This window comes from Rhodococcus sp. YH1 (assembly GCF_009939605.1).
GTDB lineage: Bacteria > Actinomycetota > Actinomycetes > Mycobacteriales > Mycobacteriaceae > Rhodococcus > Rhodococcus aetherivorans.
Genome location: NZ_WVTE01000226.1, coordinates 11,856 through 34,553, shown reverse-complemented (window position 1 = coordinate 34,553; position 22,698 = coordinate 11,856). Strand labels below are relative to the sequence as shown.

Below are 22,698 nucleotides of genomic sequence, written 5' to 3'. Positions count from 1 at the left end.
CCGATCAGAAGGTGCAGACCCGCCAGACGTCGTCGATCCGGACGAACTGCCACGTGGCGGTCTGCTCGTTCCCGTCGAACCGGGCGCGCACGTCGGCGGTTCCCCGGTCGCCGTCCGCCTCGACGTTCTCGACGCCCTCGAGCTGCACCTCGCCGTCCACGCCGGCCAGCGGGGCCCGGTCGGCAGGGAGCCCGTCGCAGCGCAAGCGGTCCTGCGCGGGGGCGTCGCCGGCGTTGTGCGCGCGGACGTAGTCGTCGACCGTTCGCACGACGAGCTCGGTCCCGGAGGTGCTGCTGTCCGACGGCGACACCAGCTGGGCGACGAACACCCCGACGACGAGCACCACGATGATCGCGAGCGCCGCGAGGAACGGCGTCGCGCTGCTGCGGTCCGTTTCGTCCGGGTCGGGTTCGGGTGCGCGTTCGGCTGCCATGGGGCGATCCTAGGCCGCGCGGGCACGGCCCCCCGCGGGCGCATTTGCCCCAATAAACCCTCTCGAGGTAGGAATTGCCCATGGCCTCTACGCACCTCGTTCGACGTCTCGCCGTCGACCTGTGTCGAGTGAGCGCCCACATGTGTTGTCGCTGAAGCGATTTCTCGTCACGCCCGGTTCGTCGCGCAGTTCCTGCCGCTCCCGCGTGCCCATGGCAGCCACCCCTGCCGGCTCCCTTCCTCAATTAAGCTGAACCACGTCCGTCCGCACACCGAAGAGGTAGTTGACCCCTGATGACCGATCAGACTCGTCCCCTTCGCGTCGCGATCGTCGGTGCCGGCCCCGCCGGTATCTACGCCGCCGATGCGCTCATGAAGTCCGACACCGAGGTCAGCATCGACCTGTTCGAGCGGATGCCCGCCCCGTTCGGTCTCATCCGTTACGGCGTGGCCCCGGACCATCCGCGCATCAAGGGCATCATCACCGCGTTGCACAAGGTGCTCGACAAGCCCCAGGTCCGGCTGCTCGGCAACCTCGACTACGGCACCGACATCACCCTCGAGGACCTGCGCCGCTTCTACGACGCGGTGATCTTCTCCACCGGCGCCAACGCCGACCGCGCCCTGAACATCCCCGGCATCGAACTCGACGGCAGCTACGGCGCCGCCGACTTCGTCTCCTGGTACGACGGCCACCCGGACGTGCCCCGCCACTGGCCGCTCGAGGCCGAGAAGGTCGCCGTGCTCGGCGTCGGCAACGTCGCCCTCGACATCGCCCGGGTGCTGGCCAAGACCGGCGACGAGCTGCTGCCGACGGAGATCCCCGCCAACGTCTACGAGGGCCTGAAGAACAACAAGGCCGTCGAGGTGCACGTGTTCGGCCGCCGCGGTCCCGCCCAGGCCAAGTTCACCCCGCTCGAGCTGCGTGAGCTCGACCACTCGCCCACCATCGAGGTCATCGTCGATCCCGAGGACATCGACTACGACGAGGGCTCGGAGGCGGCGCGCCGCAATTCCAAGCAGGTCGACATGGTGGCCAACACCCTGCAGGACTGGGCCATCCGCGACGTCGGCGACCGCCCGCACAAGCTGTTCCTGCACTTCTTCGAGTCCCCCGCCGAGATCCTCGGCGAGGACGGCAAGGTCGTGGGCCTGCGTACCGAGCGCACCGAGCTCGACGGCACCGGCAACGTCCGCGGCACCGGCAAGTTCCGTGACTGGGAGGTCCAGGCCGTGTACCGGGCCGTGGGCTACCTGTCGCAGAACATCGCCAAGCTGCCGTTCGACGAGCAGGCCGGCACCGTGCCCAACGAGGCCGGACGCGTCGTCGCGGACGACGCCGCCGAGGGCACCGCCCGCTACCTGCAGGCGACCTACGTCACCGGCTGGATCAAGCGCGGCCCCGTGGGCCTGATCGGCCACACCAAGGGCGATGCGAACGAGACCGTCGCGAACCTGCTCGCCGACCGGGCGCAGGGGCTGCTCAATACCCCCGAGGACCCGTCCGAGGACGCGATCGTCGCCTTCCTCGAGGACAAGCAGCTGCCCTACACCACCTGGCAGGGCTGGTACCGCCTCGACGCGCACGAGCGCAGCCTCGGCGAGGCCGAGGGCCGCGAGCGCGTCAAGGTCGTCGAGCGCGAGGACATGTTCCGCGCCTCGGAGCCGCACAAGGCCTGACGCCACCCGCTCCCCCGCCGTGGCCGAATGTCACATCGCGTCGTTTGGATCGACACGATGTGACATTCGGCCACAGCCGTATCCGGAGGCTGCGACGTTCAGGTGAGCAGCACCGCGCCGAGCCACACACCGGCGGCGACGAGACCGCCGAGCAGCTCGACGAGGATCGACAGCGCCACCGCCTTCGTCGCATGCACGGTCGAGAGCCAGGCGTCGCGGTGGGTGCGGTGCCGCTGCACCTCGGACAGGTACGTGCCGAGCAGGAAACCGAGCAGCAGACCGATCACCGGGACGACGAAGAAGCCGACGATGCCGAGCAGACCGCCGGCGATGATCGAGCGGGTCGGCACCCCGGCGCGGCGCATCCGTCCTCCCGGCCACGTGTACTTCACGATGCCGGTGACCAGCAGGGCCGTCGTCGCGACGGCGAAGACCGTCCACCCGACGGTGCCGCCGGTGAGGACGGCCCACACCGCGATCGCCCCGAAGATCAGCAGGGTGCCCGGCAGGATCGGCACGACGATGCCGACGAGGCCGACGAGGATCGCGAGCCCGACGAGGACCTCCGCGCCGGCGGTCACGGCGCCACCGGCCGCACGCGCGACGCCGCCTCGACCGCGCGGGCCCGCGCGGTCTCGACGTCCGGGCCGGTGGACACCGCCACACCCATGCGACGACGGACGAACGACTCGGGCTTGCCGAACAGCCGCAGGTCGGTTTCGGGCACCGACAGCGCGTCGGCGACGCCCTCGAACGCGATGCCGGCGGCGTCGATGCCGCCGTAGATCACCGCCGACGCCCCGGGGGCGAGGAGCGCGGTGTCGACCGGCAGGCCCAGGATCGCGCGGGCGTGCAGCTCGAATTCGGAGTAGCGCTGCGAGCGCAGGGTCACCAGGCCGGTGTCGTGCGGGCGGGGGCTCACCTCGGAGAAGAACACGTCGTCGCCCGCGACGAACAGTTCGACGCCGAAGACGCCGCGGCCGCCGAGCGCGCCGGTCACCGTCGCCGCGATCTCCCGGGACCGGGCCAGGGCCCGCTCGCTCATCGGCTGGGGCTGCCAGGACTCGACGTAGTCGCCGGCGCGCTGCAGGTGCCCGATCGGTTCGCAGAAGAACGTCTCGACCTCCCCGGACGGCCCGACGGCGCGGACGGTGAGCTGGGTGATCTCGTACTCGAAGTCGACGAAGCCCTCGACGATGACCCGGCCGAGGTCGACGCGCCCGCCGGCGAGCGCATAGTCCCAGGCGGCGGCGATCTCGTCGGGGGTGCGGACCGTGGACTGGCCCTTGCCGGACGAGGACATCACCGGCTTGATCACGCACGGAAAGCCGACCTCGGCCGCGGCGGCGCGGACCTCGTCGAGGGATTCGGCGAAGCGGTACGGGAAGGTGGGCAACCCGAGTTCCTCGGCGGCGAGGCGGCGGATGCCCTCCCGGTTCATGGTCAGCCGGGTGGCGCGCGCGGTCGGGATCACCTCGGCGAGACCGCGTTCCTCGACGATCGCGAGCGCGTCGGTGGCGATCGCCTCGATCTCGGGCACGACCAGGTGGGGTCGTTCGGCCTCGACGAGCGCGAGCAGGGCCTGCGGGTCGCTCATGTCGACGGTGTGCGCGCGGTGCGCCACCTGGTGCCCCGGCGCGTTCGGGTACCGGTCCACCGCGATCACCTCGACACCGAGCCGTTGCAGCGCGACGACCACCTCCTTGCCGAGCTCACCTGCGCCGAGCAGCATGACGCGCAGGGCGCCGGGAGTGAGCGGGGTGCCGATTCGGGGTGAGACCATGAGGGGACTATATGTGCCCCGCAGGTCGCACCTGGAGGACGCGATGGACGTCGCAGAACCGAACCTCGAGTCGGACACCGGACGGTTCTTCACCACGGCCGGCGTCGACCCGGCCGACGAGGTGGACTGGCAGCGGCGCGACGCCCGCATCGTCCACCACGGCACCGGCGCGGTCGTGTTCGAGCAGCGCGACGTCGAGTTTCCCGCCGCCTGGTCGCAGATCGCCACCGACATCGTCACGCAGAAGTACTTCCGCGGCACCCTCGGCACCGAGGCGCGGGAACGCTCGCTGCGCGACGTCGTCGCCCGCATCGTGGACACCGTCACCGCGTGGGGTGCGGCCGACGGTCATCTCGACGACCCGGAGGCGTTCGCCGCCGAGCTGACGTACCTGATCCTCACGCAGCGGGCGTCGTTCAACAGCCCCGTGTGGTTCAACATCGGGGTGCCCGGCACCCCGCAGCAGGCCAGCGCGTGCTTCATCCTGTCGGTCGAGGACAGCATCGACTCGATCCTCGAGTGGTACCGCCAGGAGGCGGTGATCTTCAAGGGCGGGTCCGGGGCGGGCGTGAACCTGTCGCGCATCCGGTCGTCGGCCGAACCGCTGGCGGGCGGGGGTACCGCGTCGGGTCCGGTGAGTTTCATGCGCGGCGCGGACGCGTCGGCGGGCACCATCAAGTCCGGCGGCAAGACGCGCCGGGCCGCGAAGATGGTGATCCTCGACGTCGACCATCCCGATATCGAGGAGTTCGTCGACTGCAAGGCGATCGAGGAACGCAAGGCGCGGGTGCTGGCCGCGGCCGGCTTCGACATGGGACTCGACGGTCGCGACATCCATTCGGTGCAGTACCAGAACGCCAACAACTCGGTGCGGGTGACCGACGAGTTCATGCAGGCCGTCGCCGACGGCGCCGAGTGGCCGCTGCGCGCGGTGACCACCGGGGCGACGGTGCGCACGGTGCCGGCCCGCGAACTGCTGCACCGCATCGCGGCCGCGGCGTGGGAGTGCGCCGATCCGGGCCTGCAGTTCGACACCACCATCAACCGCTGGCACACCGCGGCCGCGACGGGCCGGATCAACGGCTCGAATCCGTGCTCGGAGTACATGCATCTGGACGACTCGGCGTGCAACCTGGCGAGCCTGAACCTGCTGACGTTCCTGCGCGACGACGGCACGTTCGACGTCGCCGGGTTCCGGCACGCCGTCGCGGTCGTGCTCACCGGCCAGGAGATCCTCGTCGGCCGCGCCGACTATCCCACCGACCGCATCGCGCGGACCTCGCGCCGGTTCCGGCAACTCGGCCTCGGCTACGCCAATCTCGGGGCGTTGCTGATGGCCCTGGGGCTGCCGTACGACAGCGACGCCGGACGGGCGTACGCGGCGGCGCTCACCGCGCTGATGACCGGGCACGCGTACGCGGTGTCGGCACGGCTCGCGCGCCGGCTCGGGCCGTTCGACGGATTCGCCGAGAACCGGGAGCACACCCTCGCGGTGCTGGCCCGTCATCGCGGTGCCGTCGACGACATCGACGAACAGGTCGCGCCCGCCGACGTTCTCGCCGCGGCGCGGGAGGACTGGGACACCGCGTGCGCCCTCGCCGCCGAACACGGGGTACGCAACAGCCAGGTGACGGTCCTCGCGCCGACCGGCACGATCGGCCTGGCCATGGACTGCGACACCACCGGCATCGAACCCGATCTGGCGCTGGTGAAGACGAAGAAGCTGGTGGGCGGCGGGACGCTGTCCATCGTCAATCGCACGGTGCCCCGGGCATTGTCGCGGCTCGGTTATCCCCCGGACAAGGTGGCCGAGCTGATCACCCACATCGACACGCACCGCACCGTCGTCGGCGCGCCGCAGTTGCGGCCCGAGCATCTGCCGGTGTTCGCGACGTCGATGGGAGACAACGTGATCGAGCCGCGCGGCCACGTCCTGATGATGGCCGCGGTGCAGCCGTTCCTGTCCGGCGCGATCTCGAAGACGGTCAACCTGCCGGAGTCGGCGACGGCGGCCGACATCGAGGAACTGTTTCTCGACGCGTGGCGGCTCGGGCTCAAGGCGATCGCGGTGTACCGCGACAACTGCAAACTGGGACAACCGTTGTCGGCCACGGCGGCCCCGGCCGCGACGGCCCCGGCGCCGCGGCGGGAACGGCTGCCCCGGCTGCGCCGGTCGCGCACCTTCGAGTTCCGCGTCGCGGACTGCAAGGGCTTCGTCACCGTCGGCCAGTACGACGACGGCCGTCCGGGCGAGATGTTCCTGCGGGTGGCCAAGCAGGGCTCGACCCTGGCCGGAATCATGGACGCGTTCTCGATGGCGGTCAGTTACGGCCTGCAGTACGGGGTTCCGTTGCGCACGTTCGTCAACGCGTTCACCAGCACGCGGTTCGAGCCGGCGGGCATCACCGACGATCCGGACCTCCGGATCGCGACGTCGATCCTGGACTACATCTTCCGGCGCCTGGCGGTGGAGTACCTCGACGCGGACGAGCGGGCCGAACTCGGCATCCGCACCGGTGCCGAGCGCAGCGCGCCCGTCTTCGACGACGCGGTGGCCGACACCCGGCAGGGTCGTGCGCGCCGAAGCGACGCGCCGTACTGCATGCAGTGCGGGGTGCAGATGCAGCGCTCGGGTTCCTGCCACGCCTGTCCGTCGTGCGGCAGCACCAGCGGGTGCAGCTGACGCGGTCGCGGTTGCGCCGAGGGGGACGTGGTCGCGGCATCACGCGAGTGGCGTCGACGAGAACCGCCCCCTCGCGGCCACGTCGACCCTAGCCGGTGGCCTCCATCAGCGACAGCACGTTTCCGTGGGGGTCGCGGAACCACGCGACCCGCATGCCCTCGGGCGACGTCCACGCGTCGTGTTCGTCCTGGGCCATGCCGTTGTACCGGATGAATTCGACGCCCTTGGCGCGCAGCGCTTCGACGGTCTCGTTCAGGTTCGGTACCCGCCACCCCAGGGCGGTGTAACCGGTATCGGCGCGGGACTGCACCAGCGTCACCCGCACGGGCGAGCCGCCGCCCGCGTCCAGAATCAGCGTGAAGTGGTCCCGGGACAGCTTCTCGAAGCCGAGGGTGTCGACGTAGAACATCTCCGAGATGTCGAGATCGGTACTGGGCAGGAAGCTCACGAGCTGACCGCGGATCGTCATGGGAACCACTGTGCGCCTCACCCCGCGGCCAGGCAAGGTTGCGGCAACCCGTGCGTGGCGGGTCCGGGGTACTAGCATCTGCTCGTATGAGCACCTCCGAGATCGCGACCGTCCTGGCCTGGCACGACGCTGTCAATTCCAACGACATCGAGACCCTGCTGGCGTTGTCGAGCGACGACATCGTGCTCCCCACCGGGGACGACGACGAGGATCAGGGCCTCGACGAACTGCGGGAGTGGGCGACGACGGCGGGCGTGACGTTCCGGCCCGGCCGGATGTTCGTGCACGAGGGGATCGTCGTGGTCGAGGAGACCGCCACCTGGGCGGCCGATCCGGAGCACCCGCGCAGTGAGGCGATCGCATTCCGGGTGGTGGGCGACCATGTCGTCTCGGTGTATCGGCACGACACCCTCGAGGAGGCGTTCGAGGCCACCCGGCTGAACGAGGGGGATCTCTACGAGGGATAGGCGACGTGCCGTGACCCCCGGCACATTCTAGCGATCGCTAAGGTAGCCTCCTCGTGGAATGGTCCCAACGCACCCCGAGTGAGGTTCGACGAGTGTCCGCTGAAGCTGTTGAGAAGAAGGGTCCGCTCGCGGGTATCCGCGTCGTCGAGTTCGCGGGACTCGGCCCCGGCCCGCACGCCGCCACCCTGCTCGCCGATCTCGGCGCCGACGTCGTGTGCGTGCAGCGGCCGGGCCTGATCCCGCCCGCCGGTCACCGCGACCAGATCCAGCGCGGCCGCCGCGTCGTCGAGGCCAACCTGAAGGATCCCGAGCAGGTCGAGAAGGTCCTCGGGCTGATCGAGCGCGCCGACGTCCTCATCGAGGGCTTCCGCCCGGGCGTGACCGAGCGCATGGGGCTCGGCCCGGACGTCGCGCTGGCCCGCAACCCGCGCCTGGTCTACGGGCGGATGACCGGCTGGGGCCAGGAGGGCCCGCTCGCCCACGCCGCCGGCCACGACATCAACTACATCTCCCTGACGGGCGTGCTGCACGCCATCGGGCGCAAGGGTGAGCGGCCGGTGCCGCCGCTGAACATGGTCGGCGACTTCGGCGGCGGCTCGATGTTCCTGATCTTCGGCATCCTCTCCGCCCTCGTCGAGCGCCAGAGTTCCGGCAAGGGGCAGGTCGTCGACGCCGCGATGGTCGACGGCGCACTGGCGCTCTCGCACATGATGTGGGCGTTCCGCGGCCGCGGCGTGTGGTCGGACGAGCGCGGTGTGAACCTCCTCGACACCGGCGCGCCGTTCTACGACGTGTACGAGACCGCCGACGGCAGGTACATGGCCGTCGGTTCCATCGAGCCGCAGTTCTACGCGCTGCTGCTGCAGGGCCTCGAGCTCGATCCGGCCGAGCTGCCGCAGCAGCTCGACACCTCGGCGTGGCCGCAGATGAAGAAGCTGTTCACCGAGAAGTTCCTGTCCAAGACCCGCGACGAATGGGCCGCGATCTTCGACGGCACCGACGCGTGCGTCTCCCCCGTGCTCACGTTCGGCGAGGCCCCGGCCAACCCGCACATCGCGGCGCGCGGCTCGCTGATCGAGCTCGACGGCGTCACCCAGCACGCCCCCGCGCCCCGGTTCTCCCGTACCCCGGCGGGCCCGCCGGCCCCGCCGGCCGGCGAGGCCACCGACGTCGACTCCGTCTGGCGCTAGGCAGCGGAGCTGCCGGTGTGTCCTTTGGGCTGCCCTGGCGACCCGAAGGACACACCGGCGCCGCAGGCGCCTACAGGAGGTGCACGGCGCCCGTATCGACCGCGTCCAGCAAGAACGCCGGGGACACGTCCGGGCGACCGGCGCGGCCCCTGCCCGCGGTGAGCTCGTCCGCGAGCCGGCGCGCGACGTCGAGCACGAGCGGGCCGCCGTCGGGCAGGAACCGGAGCAGACCCGCCTGTTCGCACCGCGCGGCGACGGAGGCCAGCAGGGTCGCCGCTTCCTCGTCGTGCCCGGCCGCGGCCAGGCAGGCCACCTCGAGCCGCTCCGCGCGCAGCAGCCTGCGCGCCCGGCGGCTGCCGCGCAGCAGTTGCACCCACTCGCCGGCCCACCGGCACGCCAGCTCGGTGTTCTCCGGCGTGGGATCGGCGAGCAGCCCCCGGATGGCCGTGGCCTCCTCGAGCTGCGCGGTCCACGCCGCCGTGCCGTGGTCGGGGCGCGGCCGCGTCCCGTAGGCGACCGGCTGCTGCCGCGGCGCCGACGGCAGCGGCCCGAGACCGAGCCGGACGCGTTCGTTCTCGACGGCCGCCGCGAGCCGCTCCAGGTTCATGGCGGCGGCCGCACGGGCGCCGTCCGCCAGTCGCGACACCACCGCCTCGCGGTCGCCGCGCACGGCCTTGAGCCGGGCACCGACGACGTACCGCGAGATCTTGAAATCCACGACCCCGCCCTCCGAGCCGAGGGCGAAGCCGTCGTCGAGCAGCCGCTCGGCCTCGTCGAGCTCGCCCCGCTCGTAGAGCAGCTCACCGAGGATCGACCCGGCCAGCACCGCGGCCGACGAGTGCCGGCCGCTGCCGCGCCGCGCCGCGCGCAGTCCCGCGCGGAAATGCTCCTCGGCCCCGGCGACGTCGAGCTGTTCGACCGCGGCCAGCCCCAGCAGGGCGCGGGCGTGCATGGTGTTGTAGGGGCCCTCGTTGAGTTCGTGGTACGGCTGCGCCACCTGCTGCAGCCGAACCACCTCGTCGTAGTCGGCCCGGTAGACCGCGGCGAACGTGGCGACGTTGAGCCCGGACGAGATCACCAGCGGCGGCAGTGTGGCGGCGCGGGCCAGGCAGTGCTCGACGAGATCGTCGGCGCGTTCCAGGCGGTCGCAGCGCAGGGCGACGATGCTGCGCACGACCTCCACCTCGACGGCGATGTCGGCTGCCTCCTCGGCGTTCACACCGTCGGCCGCGACCGCCGCCTCGACCACGTCCAGCGCGTGCAGCGCCGGCGCCGAGCGGTGCAGCAGGATGTTCCCCCAGGCGATCGACAGCTGCAGGCGGATCCGGCCCGCCACGGCGCGGCGCGGCAGCTTGGCGACGAGCCCGAGCAGCGTGGTGGCGTGCCCGTGCTCGATCATCCGGCGCCCGTTCTTCTCGACGAGGTCGACGGCGCGGTCCTCGTCGCCCGCGGCGAGGGCGTGGTCGACCGCCTCGCCGACCATCGCATGGCCCTCGTACCACTCGGACGCGGTCCGGTGCAGGGCCGGGACGCGCTCCGGGTGCTCGCGTTCGAGCCGCTGCCGGAGGAACTCGGCGAACAACGGCTGATATCCGAACCAGCGGCCGTCCTCGTCGATCCGGTGCAGGAACAGGTCCCGGTCCTCGAGGTCCTCGAGCAGGGCCTGACCACGTTCGTGCCCGGTGAGCGCGGTGGCGAGGCTGCCGCAGATGCGTTCGGTCACCGCGGTGGTGAGCAGGAACTCGACGTCGTCCGGGGGCAGCGACTCGAGCACGTTCTCGGCGAGGAAGTCGCCGATCGCCCGGTGCCGGCCGGACAGGTGGGAGATCAGTTCCCCGGGGTCCTCGCGTCCGCGCAGCGACACCGCCGCGAGCTGCAACGCGGCCGCCCACCCGTCGGTGGCGGCGGTCAGGTCGGCGACCTCGTCGTCGTCGAGGTCCAGCCCGGCGAGGTCGACGAGGAAGGTCCGCGCCTCGGACTCGTCGAATCGCAATGCCTCGTAGTCTATTTCGACGAGCTCGTCGCGCACCCGCATCCGGCTCGTCGGCAGTCCCGCGCGGGTCCGGCCGACCACCACGAGCTGCATGTGGTGGCAGCCGTTGTCGAGCAGGAAGGCCATCGCGGCGATCGTCGCGGGGTCGTCGACCCGATGCCAGTCGTCGATGATGACGACGAGTCGTTCACCGGCCCTGTGGATCTCGTCGATGAGTGAGGTGAGCACGTAACGTTCGGCCTCGTCGCCGTGTTCGTCGAGCACCTGGCCGAGCTCGCGGGCCAGCGAGGGCCGCACCTGCCGGATCGACTCGACGAGGTGGGCCAGGAACCACACCACGTTGTTGTCGTCGTGGTCGACGTTGAGCCAGGCGACGGGCACGTTCCTCTCGGTGAGCGCGTAGCGCCACTGCAGGGCCAGCATGGTCTTGCCGAATCCCGGCGGGGAGTGGATGACGGTCAGTTTCCGGCGCTGCTCCGTGTCGAGGACGGCGAGCAGGCGCCGTCGCGGCACGAGCCGGCGTGTGGTCGACGGCGGACGGAACCGGGTCGCCGGCACCGGCGGGGTGGTGGCGCGCACGCCGGACCGGTAGGTGCTCCGCCGCTCCGACACGGACGGCGACGGAGGGTGACCGGGCTCCGAGCCCGGCTCGAGTTCCCCGGCTACCGGCAGCTCGTCCACCGGCAGACCCTCGTCGGCCTGCACCTCGCGCAGCAGCTCCCCGAACTCGGCGGCGGTCGCGGGCCGGGCCTGCGGGTCCACCGACATGGAACGCTCGATCGCCGAGGACAATCCGTCCGGGACGCCCTGCTCGCGCAGGTCCGGAACGGGCTGGGTGGTCACCCGCACGAACTGCGCCACGACCCGCTCGCCGCTGCGCCGTTCGAATGCCGCGTGCCCGGTCAGCGCGCAGAACAGCGTGGCGCCGAGGCTGTAGACGTCCGATGCGGGGGTGGGCACGCGGCCGCTGAGCACCTCCGGGGCCGTGAACGCCGGCGACCCGGTCACCTCACCCGTCACCGTCTCGAAGCCCCCGCTGATGCGGGCGATCCCGAAGTCCGTGAGCTGCGGCTCGCCGAACTCGGTGAGCAGGATGTTGGCCGGCTTGACGTCGCGGTGCAGGATGCCGACGCGGTGGCCGGTCTCGAGGGCGCCGGCCAGCTTGATGCCGATCCGCACCACCTCGGCCCACGGGATGGGCCCGGAGCGGCGCAGTTGCGCGTCGAGCGAGTCGCGCGGGTGGTACTGCATCACGAGGTACGGGCGCCCGGATTCGGTGGTGCCGACCTGCAGGACGTTGACGATGTTGGGATGCCCGGACAGCCGTCCCATGGCGCGCTGCTCACGCAGGAAACGCTCGAGGTTGTCTGTGTCCATGTGGGAGGTGAGGACCTTCACCGCGACCGGGCGATCGAGTGCGGTCTCGTAGCAGCGGTAGACGACACCGAATCCGCCGCGCCCGATCTCCCGCGCGTCGTCGAACCCGGCGGCGGCGAGTTCGGCAGCGAGGTCGAACCCGATGTCGCGCTGCGTCGCGTACGGATCCTTTTCGGCCACAGTCGTTCTCGCATCCGTCCGAAGTGGCGGCTCGCGGACGGCCACAACGGCGTGACCGCCCGTGCGTACCCCTCGAGCATAACGCCGCGGACCGGTTCCCGGGCCCCGTCCGGCCACCTCCGAATCAGACCACGAGGTGTGGTTCCGCGAGGTCCCGGCCGCGGGCGAGCGCGTCGTACGCCGACGCCACGGACGCCACCGCCCGGCGCACCTCGTCGACCTCCCGCGCGTACGGCAGCCGGAGGAAGCGCTCGAACGCGCCTTCCACGCCGAACCGCGGTCCGGCGGCGAGGACCACACCGTGATTCGGGGCGGTCGCCGCGAGGGCCGTCGACACCGGCGTGGGCATCCGCACCCACAGCGACATCCCGCCCGGCCCCACCGTGTACTTCCAGTCGGGCAGGTGCTCGCCGAGCGCGCCGAGCATCGCCGCCCGGCGGCGGCGCAGCTGTCCACGCCGCCGCTCGAGCAGGTCTTCGACGTCGCCGAGCAGGTGCGCCGCGGCGAGCTGCTCCATCACCGGCGTGCCGAGGTCGACGGCGGAGCGTGCCCCCACGAGCCGCGTGATCAGGGACCGGTCGGCACGGATCCAGCCCACCCGGAGCCCGCCCCACAGGGACTTCCCGGTGGATCCCACCGTCACGACGGACCGGTCCGCGCCGTACGAGGCGACCGCGGGGGGCGGTGGGGTGTCCAGCCACAGGTCCACCATCGTCTCGTCCACGACGAGCGTCATGCGGGTCTCCTGGGCGATCCGGACGAGTTCGGCCCGGCCCTGTGCGCCCATGCACAGCCCGGTGGGGCTGTGGAAGTCCGGGATCAGGAACGCCATTCGCGCCGCCGTCTGCCGCGCGGCGCTGCGCAGGCCCTCGAGGTCCCAGCCGGCGTCGGCGCCGCCCTCGGGCCGCACCGGCACCACGACCGGCCGCGCCCCGTGCCGCCGGATCGCCTCGAGCGCATTGGGATACGTCGGATGGTCGACGATCACGCGGTCGCCGGCGTCGGTGAGCACGCCGAGCAGCAGGCGCAGCGCGTGCTGCGCGCCGGAGGTGACCATGATCTGGTCGGCGTCCGTGGGCAGCCCCCGCTCCCGGTAGCGCCGGGCGATGACCTCGCGCAGCGGGGCAACGCCGATCGGCTCCATGCCGTGCGAGTCGAGGTAGGCCGGTACCGAGCGCAACGCGGCCGCGTAGGCGGACTCGATCTCGGCGGCGGGCGCGGGCATGGACGCGTAGCTCAGATCCACGGTCTCGGGCGCCCGGGCGGGACCGGGACCGCCCGCCCGCGCCGGGGCGGCGGTCCGGCCCGACGGCAGCGCGACGGTGCTGCGCGCGCCCTGCCGGCTGCGCAGGTAGCCGGCCTCGCGCAGCGCCGTGTACGCGGAGGTGATGGTGGTGCGGCTCAGGGCCAGCGCGGCGGCGAGCTCGCGTTCGCTGGGCAGCGCCACGCCCAGGGGGACGCGGCCGTCGTGCACCAGCAGGCGGATTCCGTCCGCGAGGGCCCGGTACGCGGGCCGCCGATCGGCGGTGTCCTGCCAGTTGCCGAGGTCGCGGGCCAGGGAGCCGGCGCCGATCGCACGCGTGATCACCGGTCCAGTATCGCAGTCCAGTCGGTGAAGTGGTCGCCTGTCCCGGGGCCAGTCCATACTGACGACGTGACCACCCTCGGCTACACCCTCTTCGACACCGCCGTCGGCACGTGCGGGCTCGTGTGGTCCGCAGCCGGCATCGTCGGCCTGCAACTGCCCGAGACCGCACCCGAGCCGACGCGCGACGAACTGCTCGAGCGGTTCCCGGACGCGGTCGAGCGCCCGGCCCCGGCCGCGGTGCAGCCCGTGATCGAAGCCGTCACCGCGCATCTCGCCGGCGCCCCGGACGACCTGCGCTGGGTTCCGGTCGACTACCAGAACGTGTCCGAATTCGACACCGCGGTCTACGAGTTCGCGCGCACGATCGGCCCCGGGACGGTGGCGACCTACGGCGAGGTCGCCACCCGGATCGGCCGGCCGGGCGGAGCGCAGGCCGTCGGACAGGCCTTGGGACGCAACCCCGTTCCGCTCGTCGTGCCGTGCCACCGGATCCTCGCCGCGGGCGGCGGCATCGGCGGCTTCTCCGCACCCGGAAGCACCGTCACGAAGCGGGAGCTGCTCGCGCTCGAGCACGCCCCCGGCTTCGACGATCCGACCCTGTTCTGACGGGCAGCCGCAGCGGGTTTCAGCCCAGGATGTCGCGCCGCACGATCGTCTGGTCGCGGCCCGGGCCGACGCCGATGCACGACATGCGCGCGCCCGAAAGCTCCTCGAGCCGCAGCACGTAGTTCTGTGCGTTCTTCGGCAGGTCCTCGAAGGTGCGGGCGTCGGAGATGTCCTCCCACCAGCCGGGCATCTCCTCGTAGATCGGCGTGGCGTGGTGGATGTCGGTCTGCGTCATCGGCATTTCGTCGACGCGGACCCCGTCCACCTCGTAGCCGACGCAGATCGGCACGGTCTCGAGGCTCGACAGCACGTCGAGCTTGGTGAGGAAGAAGTCGGTGATGCCGTTGACGCGGGTCGCGTAGCGGGCGATCACGGCGTCGAACCAGCCGCAGCGCCGGGCCCGGCCGGTGGTGACGCCGACCTCGCCGCCGGTCTTGGCCAGGTAGGCGCCGTGCTCGTCGAACAGTTCGGTCGGGAACGGGCCCGAACCGACGCGGGTGGTGTAGGCCTTGAGAATGCCGAGCACCGTACCGATCCGGTTGGGACCGATGCCCGACCCGACCGCCGCGCCGCCGGCCGTGGGGTTCGACGACGTCACGTACGGGTAGGTGCCGTGGTCGACGTCGAGCAGAGTACCCTGCGAGCCCTCGAGCAGGACCGTCTCGCCGGCCTCGAGGGCCAGGTTCAGGCGCAGCCGGGTGTCGGCGATGCGATGCTTGAAGCCCTCCGCCTGGCCGAGCACCTCGTCGACGACCTGCTGCGGGTCGAGGGCCTTGCGGTTGTAGATCTTCGACAGCACCTGGTTCTTGAACTCCAGGGCGGCCTCGACCTTGTGGGTGAGGATCTTCTCGTCGAGGACGTCGGCGACGCGGACGCCCACGCGGGCGATCTTGTCCTGGTAGCACGGGCCGATGCCGCGGCCGGTGGTGCCGATCTTCTTGGCGCCGAGGAAGCGTTCGGTGACCTTGTCGATGGCCACGTGGTACGGCATGATCAGGTGCGCGTCGGCGCTGAGCAGCAGGTTCGTGGTGTCGACCCCGCGGTTCTCGAGACCGGCCAGCTCGTCGAGCAGCACGCCCGGGTCCACGACCACGCCGTTGCCGATCACGTTGGTGACGCCGGGAGTGAGGATGCCGGAAGGGATCAGGTGCAGCGCGAAATTCTCCCCGTTGGGGAGGACGACGGTATGGCCGGCGTTGTTGCCCCCCTGGTAGCGCACCACCCACTGCACCCGGCCACCGAGCAGATCGGTGGCCTTGCCCTTGCCCTCGTCGCCCCACTGGGCGCCGATCAGGACGATTGCCGGCATTTCGCTGTCTCCTAGGGTGTCGACGTGCGGGCGCCCTCCGCCTGCAGGGTTCTGCCGTCACAGAACAGAAGCCGGGGGGACAGTCTAGCGGACCACGCGCGCGGCGCTGCCTCCGGCGTCCGCCGGTCGCCGCCCCGCCTGTGACGGGGACCGAGAATCCGCCCGACTCACCGTGCCACGTTCGGGCGCCCGGCGGCGGGGCCCGTCGTGACTAGAGTGAACGGAGCATCGTCGGCCGCGAGAGGAGTGCTCTTGACCCCCGTTGTGCTCAAGTGCGGTGACGCCCCGCTGCCGTTGACATTGACGTCCCTGACCACGTTGACCGCCCCCGTGCTTCCCGGCAAGGACGACTTCGAGGACGTGTTCGCGCATCTCGAGTCGGTCGAGGATCCCCGGCTCGTGGTGGTGGGCGGGGATGCCGCCTTCGCCGCGGCGCTGACCCGGATGATGCGCACGGAGCGGCTCGGCATCGAACTGGCCTACGTGCCCGAGCGGCGCACCCCGGCCGCCGAGGCCTACGGGCTGCGGTTCGGGTCCAAGGCCGCGACCGTCGCCCTGCAGGGCGTCGCCCGGCCGGTGCCGCTCATCCGCGACGACGCCGGCATCGCCCTCGTCGGGCGTGCCCTCGTCGAGGGTGAGGTCGGCGAGCTCGTCGGCGAGGCGTACGTGGACGACACCCGCCTGTTCAGCGGGGTCGCCCCGGGCGTGCGGATCGAGCCGATCCCCGACATGCCGGGACTGCGGGCCGCGATCGACCGGCCGCGCTGGTTCGGCGGCTACCGCTGGGTGACCGGACGCGCCGTCCAGCTCGGCTCGCCCGGCGCCCTGCTCACCCGCGACGGGGTGGCCAATCCCCGGGCGGTGAAGCGATCCACGTTCTACCGGCACGAGCACAAGTGGAAGCTGGTGCGCTGAGCCGTCCGCTCACACCGCTGCACCACGAGAGCCGTTCGCGCAGAACGCCTGTCGCCTTCGATCCGACGTCACGAGTTGCACCGGGCCAGCGTCTCGCCGGCGCCGCGGAGGGCGGCCCGCAACGACCGCGGGGCCACGACCTCGACCCCGCCGCCGAGGGCGAGGAGCTGGTCGAGCGCCACCTCCTCGGCCTCGAGCAGCAGGTCCACCCGAACCCGCCCGTCCGCGTCCGGCGGGCCCGGCTCGACGGCGGCGGCGTCGGCTCCCACCACGCGGGGCAGGCGCCGCCACGCGGCCGGGGTGAGGCGGACCGTGCAGGCGAACGTACGCAGGGCCCGGTCGAACTCCGCCGCGGACGCCGCCCAGTAGGCGGGCAGGTCGAATCCGCCGGGGCGGTGCGCGGGAGCGTCGAGCACGTCGGCGGACGCGATGCGCCCGACGCGGTAGGTGCGGACGTGACCGGTGTGGGCGGCGACGAGGTACCAGATCCCGGCCTTGGCGACGAGCCCGAGCGGGTCGAGGGTGCGGGCCACGGTCCGGGCGCCGCGCCGGTAGCGGATGTGCAGGCGACGCTCGTCGAACACGGCGGACGCGACCGCCGGCAGGTGCGTGTTGTCGCCCGGTGCGGCGAACCAGCCTGGGACGTCGACGTGTACCCGGTCGCGCCACGCCTGGGCGGCGCTGCGCAGGGTGACCGGCATGGACCCGAGCAGCTTGCCGCGTGCCGCCTCGAGCTCCACCCCGAGGTCGGCGGCGAGGGTGGGCACCCCCAGCAGCATCAGCGCGGCGCTCTCGTCGCTGGTGAGCCCGCTCAGCCGGGACTGCCACCCGTCGAGCAGGCGGATGCCGCCACCCGGTCCGCTCTCGGTCCACACCGGGACCCCCGCGGCGGACAGGGCACCGACGTCGCGGTACACGGTGCGCACCGACACGCCGAGGTCGTCCGCGAGTTGCCGCGCGGTCAGGCCCGCGCTGCCCTGGAGCCGGAGCATCATCGCGAGCAGACGTGCCGATCGCATGTCCGCAGCCTACGCGGAAAACACTGACATCGGATGTCAGTGATAGGGGGGCATGCTGGGTCCATGACCACATGGGACGAGTTCTCCGAGCAGGCACCGGATCTGGCGAAGGCGATCGCCGCACGACTGCAGGCGCACAAGCATCACGTCCTGGCGACGGTGCGACGGGACGGGTCGCCCCGTGTCAGCGGGACGGAGGTCGAGATCGTCGGCGGCCGGCTGGTGCTCGGCTCGATGCCCGGCGCGCGGAAAGCGCGCGATCTGCAGCGCGATCCGCGCTACGCCCTGCATTCGAATCCCGGGCACCACTCGATGACAGGGGGCGACGCGAAGGTCGCCGGCCGGGCCCGGGAGTTGCACGACGAGGAGAAGGCAGCCGTGCTCGCCGCCTACCCGGAGGAGGTGCCGCCGGGACCGATGCACGTGTTCGAACTCGGCCTGGCCGAGGCGGTGCTCACGTCGGTGGACGGGGAGCACCTGTACGTGGACCTGTGGCGGCCCGGTGCCGCGGTCGAACGCTTCACCCGCTGACCGGCCGGAGCTGCCGTTTCGACCCGCCGGTCGGCCCGGCATGCCGAGGGAGTTCGGCGCCCCGGGCTGTCGAGTTCAACCCGGGGCACCTTGGCCGGCCCGCATCCGGACTACGAGACGGCCCTGAACCGTTGTGCCCGCTGACGTGCGGTCGAAACCTCCGGCCCCGAATACGTCCGTCCGCCGCACGCCGGGCCTCCGCCCTCGTCGCCTCCTCGGGCGAGGTGTGGGATGCCCGCCGAACGGGTAGCCGCCGGTCGTGGCCTGCCACCCGCGCGTGGCCGGCCGTGAAGGTCGTCACGGGGAGGTTGGGAGCATGATTCGAGTGGCCTCGGTGCCCGCGTCGCACGTCTACGTCCGGCACCTCGCCGGACCGAACGGGGACGACGAGGTGGTCCGGCTTCCCGATCCGGTGCCCGCAGACGGACGTAAGGTGCCGGGCGGATGGTGGCCTCCGCTCATGCTCGAGCCGGGATGGATCGCCGCCAACCACACCGAGTTCGACGTGTTCCACGTCCACTTCGGTTTCGACGCGATCGAACCGGAGGCCCTGCAGGATGTGGTCGCGGAACTTGCCGACCACGACATCCCGCTCGTCTACACCGTGCACGACCTGCGCAACCCGCATCATCCCACGCCGGGCACCCACCACAAGCAGCTCGACGTCCTGATCCCCGCTGCCACCGAACTGATCACGCTCACCGAGGGCGCCGCCGAACGCGTCGAGGCGACGTGGGGCCGCGCCCCCACCGTCCTGCCCCATCCGCACGTGGTCGAACGACCCTGGTTCGCGCACGCGTCCCGGTCGCCGGACGAGCCGTTCGTCGTCGGGGTGCACGCGAAGAGCCTGCGCGCCAACATGGACGTCTTCCCCGTCCTCGACACCCTGGCCCGCATCGTCCGAGAACTACCCGGCGCGCAACTGCGGATCAACGTCCACGACGAGGTCTTCGATCCGGACAACCACTGGTACGCCCCCGACGCCGGGGCGAAGATCCTCGCCTTCGGCGACCGGCCGGGGGTCGACGTGCGCGTGCACAGGTACTTCTCCGACGACGAGCTGTGGGAGTACCTGTCCTCGCTGTCGGTGTCCGTCCTGCCGTACCGGTTCGGCACCCATTCCGGCTGGCTCGAGGCCTGTCACGATCTCGGCACGGCGGTGATCGCCCCGAGTTGCGGCTTCTACCACCAGCAACGGCCATGTCAGGTGTTCACCTACGACGAGCAGTCCTTCGACCCGGATTCCCTGGCCGATTCGGTACGCACCCTGTATCACAGCGGCCGGCGGCCCCACAGCGACTGGACGCAGCGAATGTTCGAGCGCCGTTTCCTGGCCCAGGCGCACCGCACGATCTACGAACGGGCACTGTCGTGATCGACCGTCCGCTGCGCATCGCCCTCATCGCGTCCCACCGTTTCCCCGTCGCACAGCCCTTCGCCGGGGGACTCGAGGCCCACGTGTCGCACCTGACCCGGGCGCTCGGCGCCGAGGGGCACCGGGTGACGCTGTTCGCTGCCGCCGGCTCCGACGTCACGCTGCCCGCCTCGTTCCTCGAGGTGCGCACCTTCACCCCCAGCCCCGCGGCCCGCAGCGACGTGTCGATGCCGCCGGAAACGTTCCTCGACGCCCATCACGCCTACCTGTCCCTGCTGCTGGAACTGGCCGGCCCGCTCGCCGGTTCGTTCGACGTGATCCACAACCACAGCCTTCACTACCTGCCGCCGGCGATGGCCGCGACGCTGCGCACCCCGATGCTGACCACTCTGCACACCCCGCCGACGCCGTGGCTCGAGTCGGCGCTCGCCGTCCCCGGCGGCGGCCCGGCCCACTTCGCGGCCGTCAGCAGGCACACCGCGGCGGCCTGGGCGCACGCGGTCACCGCGCCGATCACCGTCGTGCCGAACGGTGTCGACCTCGGGACGTGGCCACCGGGCCCGGGTGGGCCGTCGCTGATCTGGTTCGGCCGCTTGGTCCCCGAGAAGGGCGCCCACCTGGCGATCAAGGCGGCCCGGCGCGCGGGAATGCACCTGCGGCTCGCCGGTCCGGTCAGCGACGAGGACTACTTCACCCGGCACATCGCCCCGCACCTCGACGACGGCGTCACCTATCTCGGCCACCTGCCGCAGCAGGAACTCGCGGCCGCGGTGGGCCGGTCGGCCGCCACCCTGGTCACTCCGCAGTGGGACGAGCCGTACGGACTCGTCGTGGCCGAGTCCCTCGCGTGCGGCACACCCGTCGTCGCCTTCGCGCGCGGCGGCATCCCCGAGGTGCTCGACCGGCGCAGCGGCCGCCTCGTCGCTCCCGACGACGTGGCCGCGCTGGCGGCGGTCGTACCTCAGGCGGTCCGGCTGTCCCGGCGCGACGCCCGTCGGCGCGCCGAGACGTTCTGTTCGGAACGCACCATGGTGGACTCCTATCTCGGTCTGTACCGCCGCCTGTGCACGGCGCCCGCCCGCACCGGCCCGATCGTCCGGCGGTGCCCGGCGTGATCGGCTACTACATCCACCACCACGGGCACGGGCACCGCACCCGCGCGGCCTCGATCTGTGCCCGCACGCGCGAACCCGTGACCGCCCTGTGCTCGGCCCCACTGGGCCGCTTCGCGGACGTCTTCGCCGACATCGTGGAACTGCCCCGCGACGACGAGGCCAGCGACACCGCCGAGGATCCCACCGCCGGCGGGCTGCTGCACTGGGTCCCCCGGCACGACCGCGGCCTGCGCGAGCGGATGGCGGCACTGGCGCACTGGGTTGCCACGGCCCGGCCCCGGCTGCTGGTGGTCGACGTGTCGGTCGAAGTCGCGGTGTTCGCCCGGCTGTTGGGCGTTCCCGTCGTGGTCGTGGCGATGCCGGGCGAGCGCACCGACACGCCGCACCGGCTGGGATACCGCGCGGCCGAGCACATCGTCGCCGCGTGGCCGCGGGAGGTGTACGACCCGGCGTACCTGCGTCCGTACGCGGACAAGGCCACGTACGTCGGCGGCATCAGCCGCTTCGACGGCCGTCCCGTCGCGGACTCCGGGCCCGGCGACCGGCCCCGGGTCCTGGTCCTGAGCGGAAGCGGCGGCTCCTCCCTTCCGGCCCGGCACCTGCGCGACCTCGCCGACCGTCATCCCGGCTACGAGTGGGACGGCCTCGGCATGCCGGACGGACCGTGGACGGACGATCCGTGGCCTGCCCTGAGCCGCGCCGACGTCGTCGTCGGCCACGCCGGGCAGAACACCGTCGCCGACATCGCCGCCGCGCGCCGCCCGGCGATCATCGTCGCCGAGCCCCGGCCGTACGACGAGCAGTGCGCCACCGCCGACGCGCTCGGCCGGGCCGGGCTGGCGGTAACCCTGCCGGCCTGGCCGCACCCCGACGACTGGCCGAAGTTGCTGCGCCGGGCGCGGCGGCTCGACCCTGCGCAGTGGTCCCGGTGGCGCACCGAGGGGTCCGCGGCGCGCGCCGCCGCGGCGCTCGAGGAGGTCGCCGCGAAGGTCGCGCCGCGATGAAGACGACCGTGATCACCCTCGTCGCCGGCCGGCACGCGCACCTTCGGCTGCAGCTGCGCGGCCTGGCCCGCAGCGAGCGGGCCCCGGACGACCACGTGGTGGTCTCGATGGGTGACCCGGGCGTCGCGCCCCTGATCGAATCGGAGGGCTATTCCGCTCACACGGAATGGCTGCCCACCGCCGGTGGGCCGTTGCCCCCACCCGCCAGCGGGCCGTTGCCCCCTCCCGCCCGCGGGCCGTTGCCCCCTCCCGCCCGCGGGCCGTTGCCACTGTCCGCCGCCCGCAATCTCGGCGCCGAACGCGCCCTGGCCCGCGGCGCCGACCTGCTGGTGTTCCTCGATGTCGATTGCATCCCCTCCGCCGGCCTGCTGGGACTGTACGAGCGGGCCGCGAGCAATCCCCGGCACCGCGACGCGCTGCTGTGCGGCCCGGTGACCTACCTGCCGCCGCCGGGGCTCGGCGGATACGACCTCACCCGCCTCGGCCGGAACGTGCACCCGCACCCCGCGCGGCCGGACCCGCCCGCCGGCACGATCCACGTCGGTGACGAATACGACCTGTTCTGGTCCCTGTCGTTCGCGACGACCCGCGAGACATGGACGGCCGTCGGTGGCTTCTGCACGGACTACATCGGATACGGCGGTGAGGACACCGACTTCGCCCAGCGCGCCGCGCGGGCCGGGGTGGGTCTGCGCTGGATCGGCGGCGCGCACGCCTTCCATCAGCACCATCCGGTCTCCGACCCGCCCGTCGAGCATCTGCACGAAATCCTTTACAACGCAGCCGTTTTCCACCGAAACTGGGGGCGCTGGCCGATGACCGGGTGGCTTGCGCGGTTCGCCGAGGCGGGCCTGGCCCGATACGACGCCGCCACGGACCGGTGGGTGGCCACCCGCGCACGCCGAGACCTGACGCGTCCCGGCCGATGTTTGGGAACGGACGTGCGCGGCAACTCGGTCGAGACGTGAACGTCACCCGTCTC

The 22,698-nt window shown here is 72.0% G+C and carries 19 protein-coding genes; 11 read left to right on the top strand and 8 right to left on the bottom strand.

All coding sequences use genetic code 11. The features are described from left to right. Positions 1-4: 4 nt before the first annotated feature. Positions 5-433, bottom strand: coding sequence for an Rv0361 family membrane protein (locus AIIKEEIJ_RS19295; protein WP_029545375.1), 429 nt, complete (start codon positions 431-433; stop codon positions 5-7). Between the two features lie 293 nt (positions 434-726). Between AIIKEEIJ_RS19295 and AIIKEEIJ_RS19290 the strand changes: the two genes are divergently transcribed. Further along, a complete protein-coding gene (locus AIIKEEIJ_RS19290; protein ID WP_161996368.1) occupies positions 727-2,112 on the top strand; it encodes an FAD-dependent oxidoreductase in 1,386 nt (461 codons plus the stop codon). A 98-nt stretch (positions 2,113-2,210) separates the two neighbouring features. Here AIIKEEIJ_RS19290 and AIIKEEIJ_RS19285 read toward each other — a convergent pair whose 3' ends face one another. Together AIIKEEIJ_RS19285 and purT are read right to left on the bottom strand one after the other, a co-directional pair. Further along, on the bottom strand, positions 2,211-2,693 hold the full coding sequence (locus AIIKEEIJ_RS19285) for a DUF456 family protein (RefSeq protein ID WP_161996367.1): 483 nt from the start codon (positions 2,691-2,693) through the stop codon (positions 2,211-2,213). Further along, entirely contained in the window at positions 2,690-3,895 is a 1,206-nt protein-coding gene (purT, locus tag AIIKEEIJ_RS19280) for a formate-dependent phosphoribosylglycinamide formyltransferase (protein WP_161996366.1), read from the bottom strand. The genes AIIKEEIJ_RS19285 and purT overlap by 4 nt, the downstream gene beginning before the upstream one ends. Positions 3,896-3,938: 43 nt before the next feature. Between purT and AIIKEEIJ_RS19275 the strand changes: the two genes are divergently transcribed. Beyond that, a complete protein-coding gene (locus AIIKEEIJ_RS19275; RefSeq protein ID WP_050035688.1) occupies positions 3,939-6,578 on the top strand; it encodes a vitamin B12-dependent ribonucleotide reductase in 2,640 nt (879 codons plus the stop codon). An 88-nt stretch (positions 6,579-6,666) separates the two neighbouring features. Here the strand turns inward: AIIKEEIJ_RS19275 and AIIKEEIJ_RS19270 are convergent, their stop codons facing one another. After that, positions 6,667-7,047, bottom strand: a complete 381-nt coding sequence (locus AIIKEEIJ_RS19270) for a VOC family protein (RefSeq protein WP_050035689.1) — start codon at positions 7,045-7,047, stop codon at positions 6,667-6,669. A gap of 86 nt (positions 7,048-7,133) precedes the next feature. Between AIIKEEIJ_RS19270 and AIIKEEIJ_RS19265 the strand changes: the two genes are divergently transcribed. Together AIIKEEIJ_RS19265 and AIIKEEIJ_RS19260 are read left to right on the top strand one after the other, a co-directional pair. Beyond that, positions 7,134-7,514, top strand: a complete 381-nt coding sequence (locus AIIKEEIJ_RS19265) for a nuclear transport factor 2 family protein (RefSeq protein WP_006945477.1) — start codon at positions 7,134-7,136, stop codon at positions 7,512-7,514. Between the two features lie 92 nt (positions 7,515-7,606). Next, on the top strand, positions 7,607-8,704 hold the full coding sequence (locus AIIKEEIJ_RS19260; RefSeq protein ID WP_029545380.1) for a CaiB/BaiF CoA transferase family protein: 1,098 nt from the start codon (positions 7,607-7,609) through the stop codon (positions 8,702-8,704). A gap of 70 nt (positions 8,705-8,774) precedes the next feature. Here the strand turns inward: AIIKEEIJ_RS19260 and AIIKEEIJ_RS19255 are convergent, their stop codons facing one another. Both AIIKEEIJ_RS19255 and yczR read right to left on the bottom strand, forming a co-directional pair. After that, a complete protein-coding gene (locus tag AIIKEEIJ_RS19255) occupies positions 8,775-12,254 on the bottom strand; it encodes a protein kinase domain-containing protein (protein WP_161996365.1) in 3,480 nt (1,159 codons plus the stop codon). Positions 12,255-12,378: 124 nt separating this feature from the next. Beyond that, on the bottom strand, positions 12,379-13,842 hold the full coding sequence (yczR, locus tag AIIKEEIJ_RS19250) for a MocR-like transcription factor YczR (protein ID WP_006945460.1): 1,464 nt from the start codon (positions 13,840-13,842) through the stop codon (positions 12,379-12,381). A 66-nt stretch (positions 13,843-13,908) separates the two neighbouring features. Here yczR and AIIKEEIJ_RS19245 point away from each other — a divergent pair, with 66 nt between their 5' ends. After that, positions 13,909-14,448 (top strand): methylated-DNA--[protein]-cysteine S-methyltransferase, encoded by a 540-nt coding sequence (locus AIIKEEIJ_RS19245; protein WP_161996364.1) that lies wholly within the window; start codon positions 13,909-13,911, stop codon positions 14,446-14,448. Positions 14,449-14,467: 19 nt separating this feature from the next. Here the strand turns inward: AIIKEEIJ_RS19245 and AIIKEEIJ_RS19240 are convergent, their stop codons facing one another. Further along, on the bottom strand, positions 14,468-15,757 hold the full coding sequence (locus AIIKEEIJ_RS19240; RefSeq protein ID WP_006945457.1) for an adenylosuccinate synthase: 1,290 nt from the start codon (positions 15,755-15,757) through the stop codon (positions 14,468-14,470). A 264-nt stretch (positions 15,758-16,021) separates the two neighbouring features. Here AIIKEEIJ_RS19240 and AIIKEEIJ_RS19235 point away from each other — a divergent pair, with 264 nt between their 5' ends. After that, complete coding sequence (locus AIIKEEIJ_RS19235) at positions 16,022-16,672, top strand: hypothetical protein (protein WP_029545383.1); 651 nt, start codon at positions 16,022-16,024, stop codon at positions 16,670-16,672. A gap of 68 nt (positions 16,673-16,740) precedes the next feature. Here the strand turns inward: AIIKEEIJ_RS19235 and AIIKEEIJ_RS19230 are convergent, their stop codons facing one another. Then, entirely contained in the window at positions 16,741-17,691 is a 951-nt protein-coding gene (locus AIIKEEIJ_RS19230) for a WYL domain-containing protein (protein ID WP_161996363.1), read from the bottom strand. 63 nt (positions 17,692-17,754) lie between these two features. Here AIIKEEIJ_RS19230 and AIIKEEIJ_RS19225 point away from each other — a divergent pair, with 63 nt between their 5' ends. The 5 genes from AIIKEEIJ_RS19225 (at position 17,755) to AIIKEEIJ_RS19205 (ending at position 22,684) form a co-directional block, all read left to right on the top strand. After that, a complete protein-coding gene (locus AIIKEEIJ_RS19225) occupies positions 17,755-18,222 on the top strand; it encodes a pyridoxamine 5'-phosphate oxidase family protein (RefSeq protein WP_006945450.1) in 468 nt (155 codons plus the stop codon). Between the two features lie 316 nt (positions 18,223-18,538). Continuing rightward, entirely contained in the window at positions 18,539-19,597 is a 1,059-nt protein-coding gene (locus AIIKEEIJ_RS19220; RefSeq protein ID WP_161996362.1) for a glycosyltransferase, read from the top strand. Next, entirely contained in the window at positions 19,594-20,712 is a 1,119-nt protein-coding gene (locus tag AIIKEEIJ_RS19215) for a glycosyltransferase (RefSeq protein WP_161996361.1), read from the top strand. Before AIIKEEIJ_RS19220 ends, AIIKEEIJ_RS19215 begins: the two co-directional genes overlap by 4 nt. Further along, entirely contained in the window at positions 20,709-21,716 is a 1,008-nt protein-coding gene (locus AIIKEEIJ_RS19210) for a glycosyltransferase (RefSeq protein ID WP_161996373.1), read from the top strand. The genes AIIKEEIJ_RS19215 and AIIKEEIJ_RS19210 overlap by 4 nt, the downstream gene beginning before the upstream one ends. Continuing rightward, a complete protein-coding gene (locus AIIKEEIJ_RS19205; protein ID WP_161996360.1) occupies positions 21,713-22,684 on the top strand; it encodes a galactosyltransferase-related protein in 972 nt (323 codons plus the stop codon). The genes AIIKEEIJ_RS19210 and AIIKEEIJ_RS19205 overlap by 4 nt, the downstream gene beginning before the upstream one ends. Positions 22,685-22,698 lie beyond the last annotated feature (14 nt).

Bases quoted from the DNA above. Each gene is read 5' to 3' on its own strand.
- AIIKEEIJ_RS19295 (WP_029545375.1), bottom strand. From the start codon at position 433: ATGGCAGCCGAACGCGCACCCGAACCCGACCCGGACGAAACGGACCGC.
- AIIKEEIJ_RS19290 (WP_161996368.1), top strand. From the start codon at position 727: ATGACCGATCAGACTCGTCCCCTTCGCGTCGCGATCGTCGGTGCCGGC.
- purT (WP_161996366.1), bottom strand. From the start codon at position 3,895: ATGGTCTCACCCCGAATCGGCACCCCGCTCACTCCCGGCGCCCTGCGC.
- AIIKEEIJ_RS19275 (WP_050035688.1), top strand. From the start codon at position 3,939: ATGGACGTCGCAGAACCGAACCTCGAGTCGGACACCGGACGGTTCTTC.
- AIIKEEIJ_RS19270 (WP_050035689.1), bottom strand. From the start codon at position 7,047: ATGACGATCCGCGGTCAGCTCGTGAGCTTCCTGCCCAGTACCGATCTC.
- AIIKEEIJ_RS19265 (WP_006945477.1), top strand. From the start codon at position 7,134: ATGAGCACCTCCGAGATCGCGACCGTCCTGGCCTGGCACGACGCTGTC.
- AIIKEEIJ_RS19240 (WP_006945457.1), bottom strand. From the start codon at position 15,757: ATGCCGGCAATCGTCCTGATCGGCGCCCAGTGGGGCGACGAGGGCAAG.
- AIIKEEIJ_RS19230 (WP_161996363.1), bottom strand. From the start codon at position 17,691: ATGCGATCGGCACGTCTGCTCGCGATGATGCTCCGGCTCCAGGGCAGC.
- AIIKEEIJ_RS19225 (WP_006945450.1), top strand. From the start codon at position 17,755: ATGACCACATGGGACGAGTTCTCCGAGCAGGCACCGGATCTGGCGAAG.
- AIIKEEIJ_RS19220 (WP_161996362.1), top strand. From the start codon at position 18,539: ATGATTCGAGTGGCCTCGGTGCCCGCGTCGCACGTCTACGTCCGGCAC.
- AIIKEEIJ_RS19205 (WP_161996360.1), top strand. From the start codon at position 21,713: ATGAAGACGACCGTGATCACCCTCGTCGCCGGCCGGCACGCGCACCTT.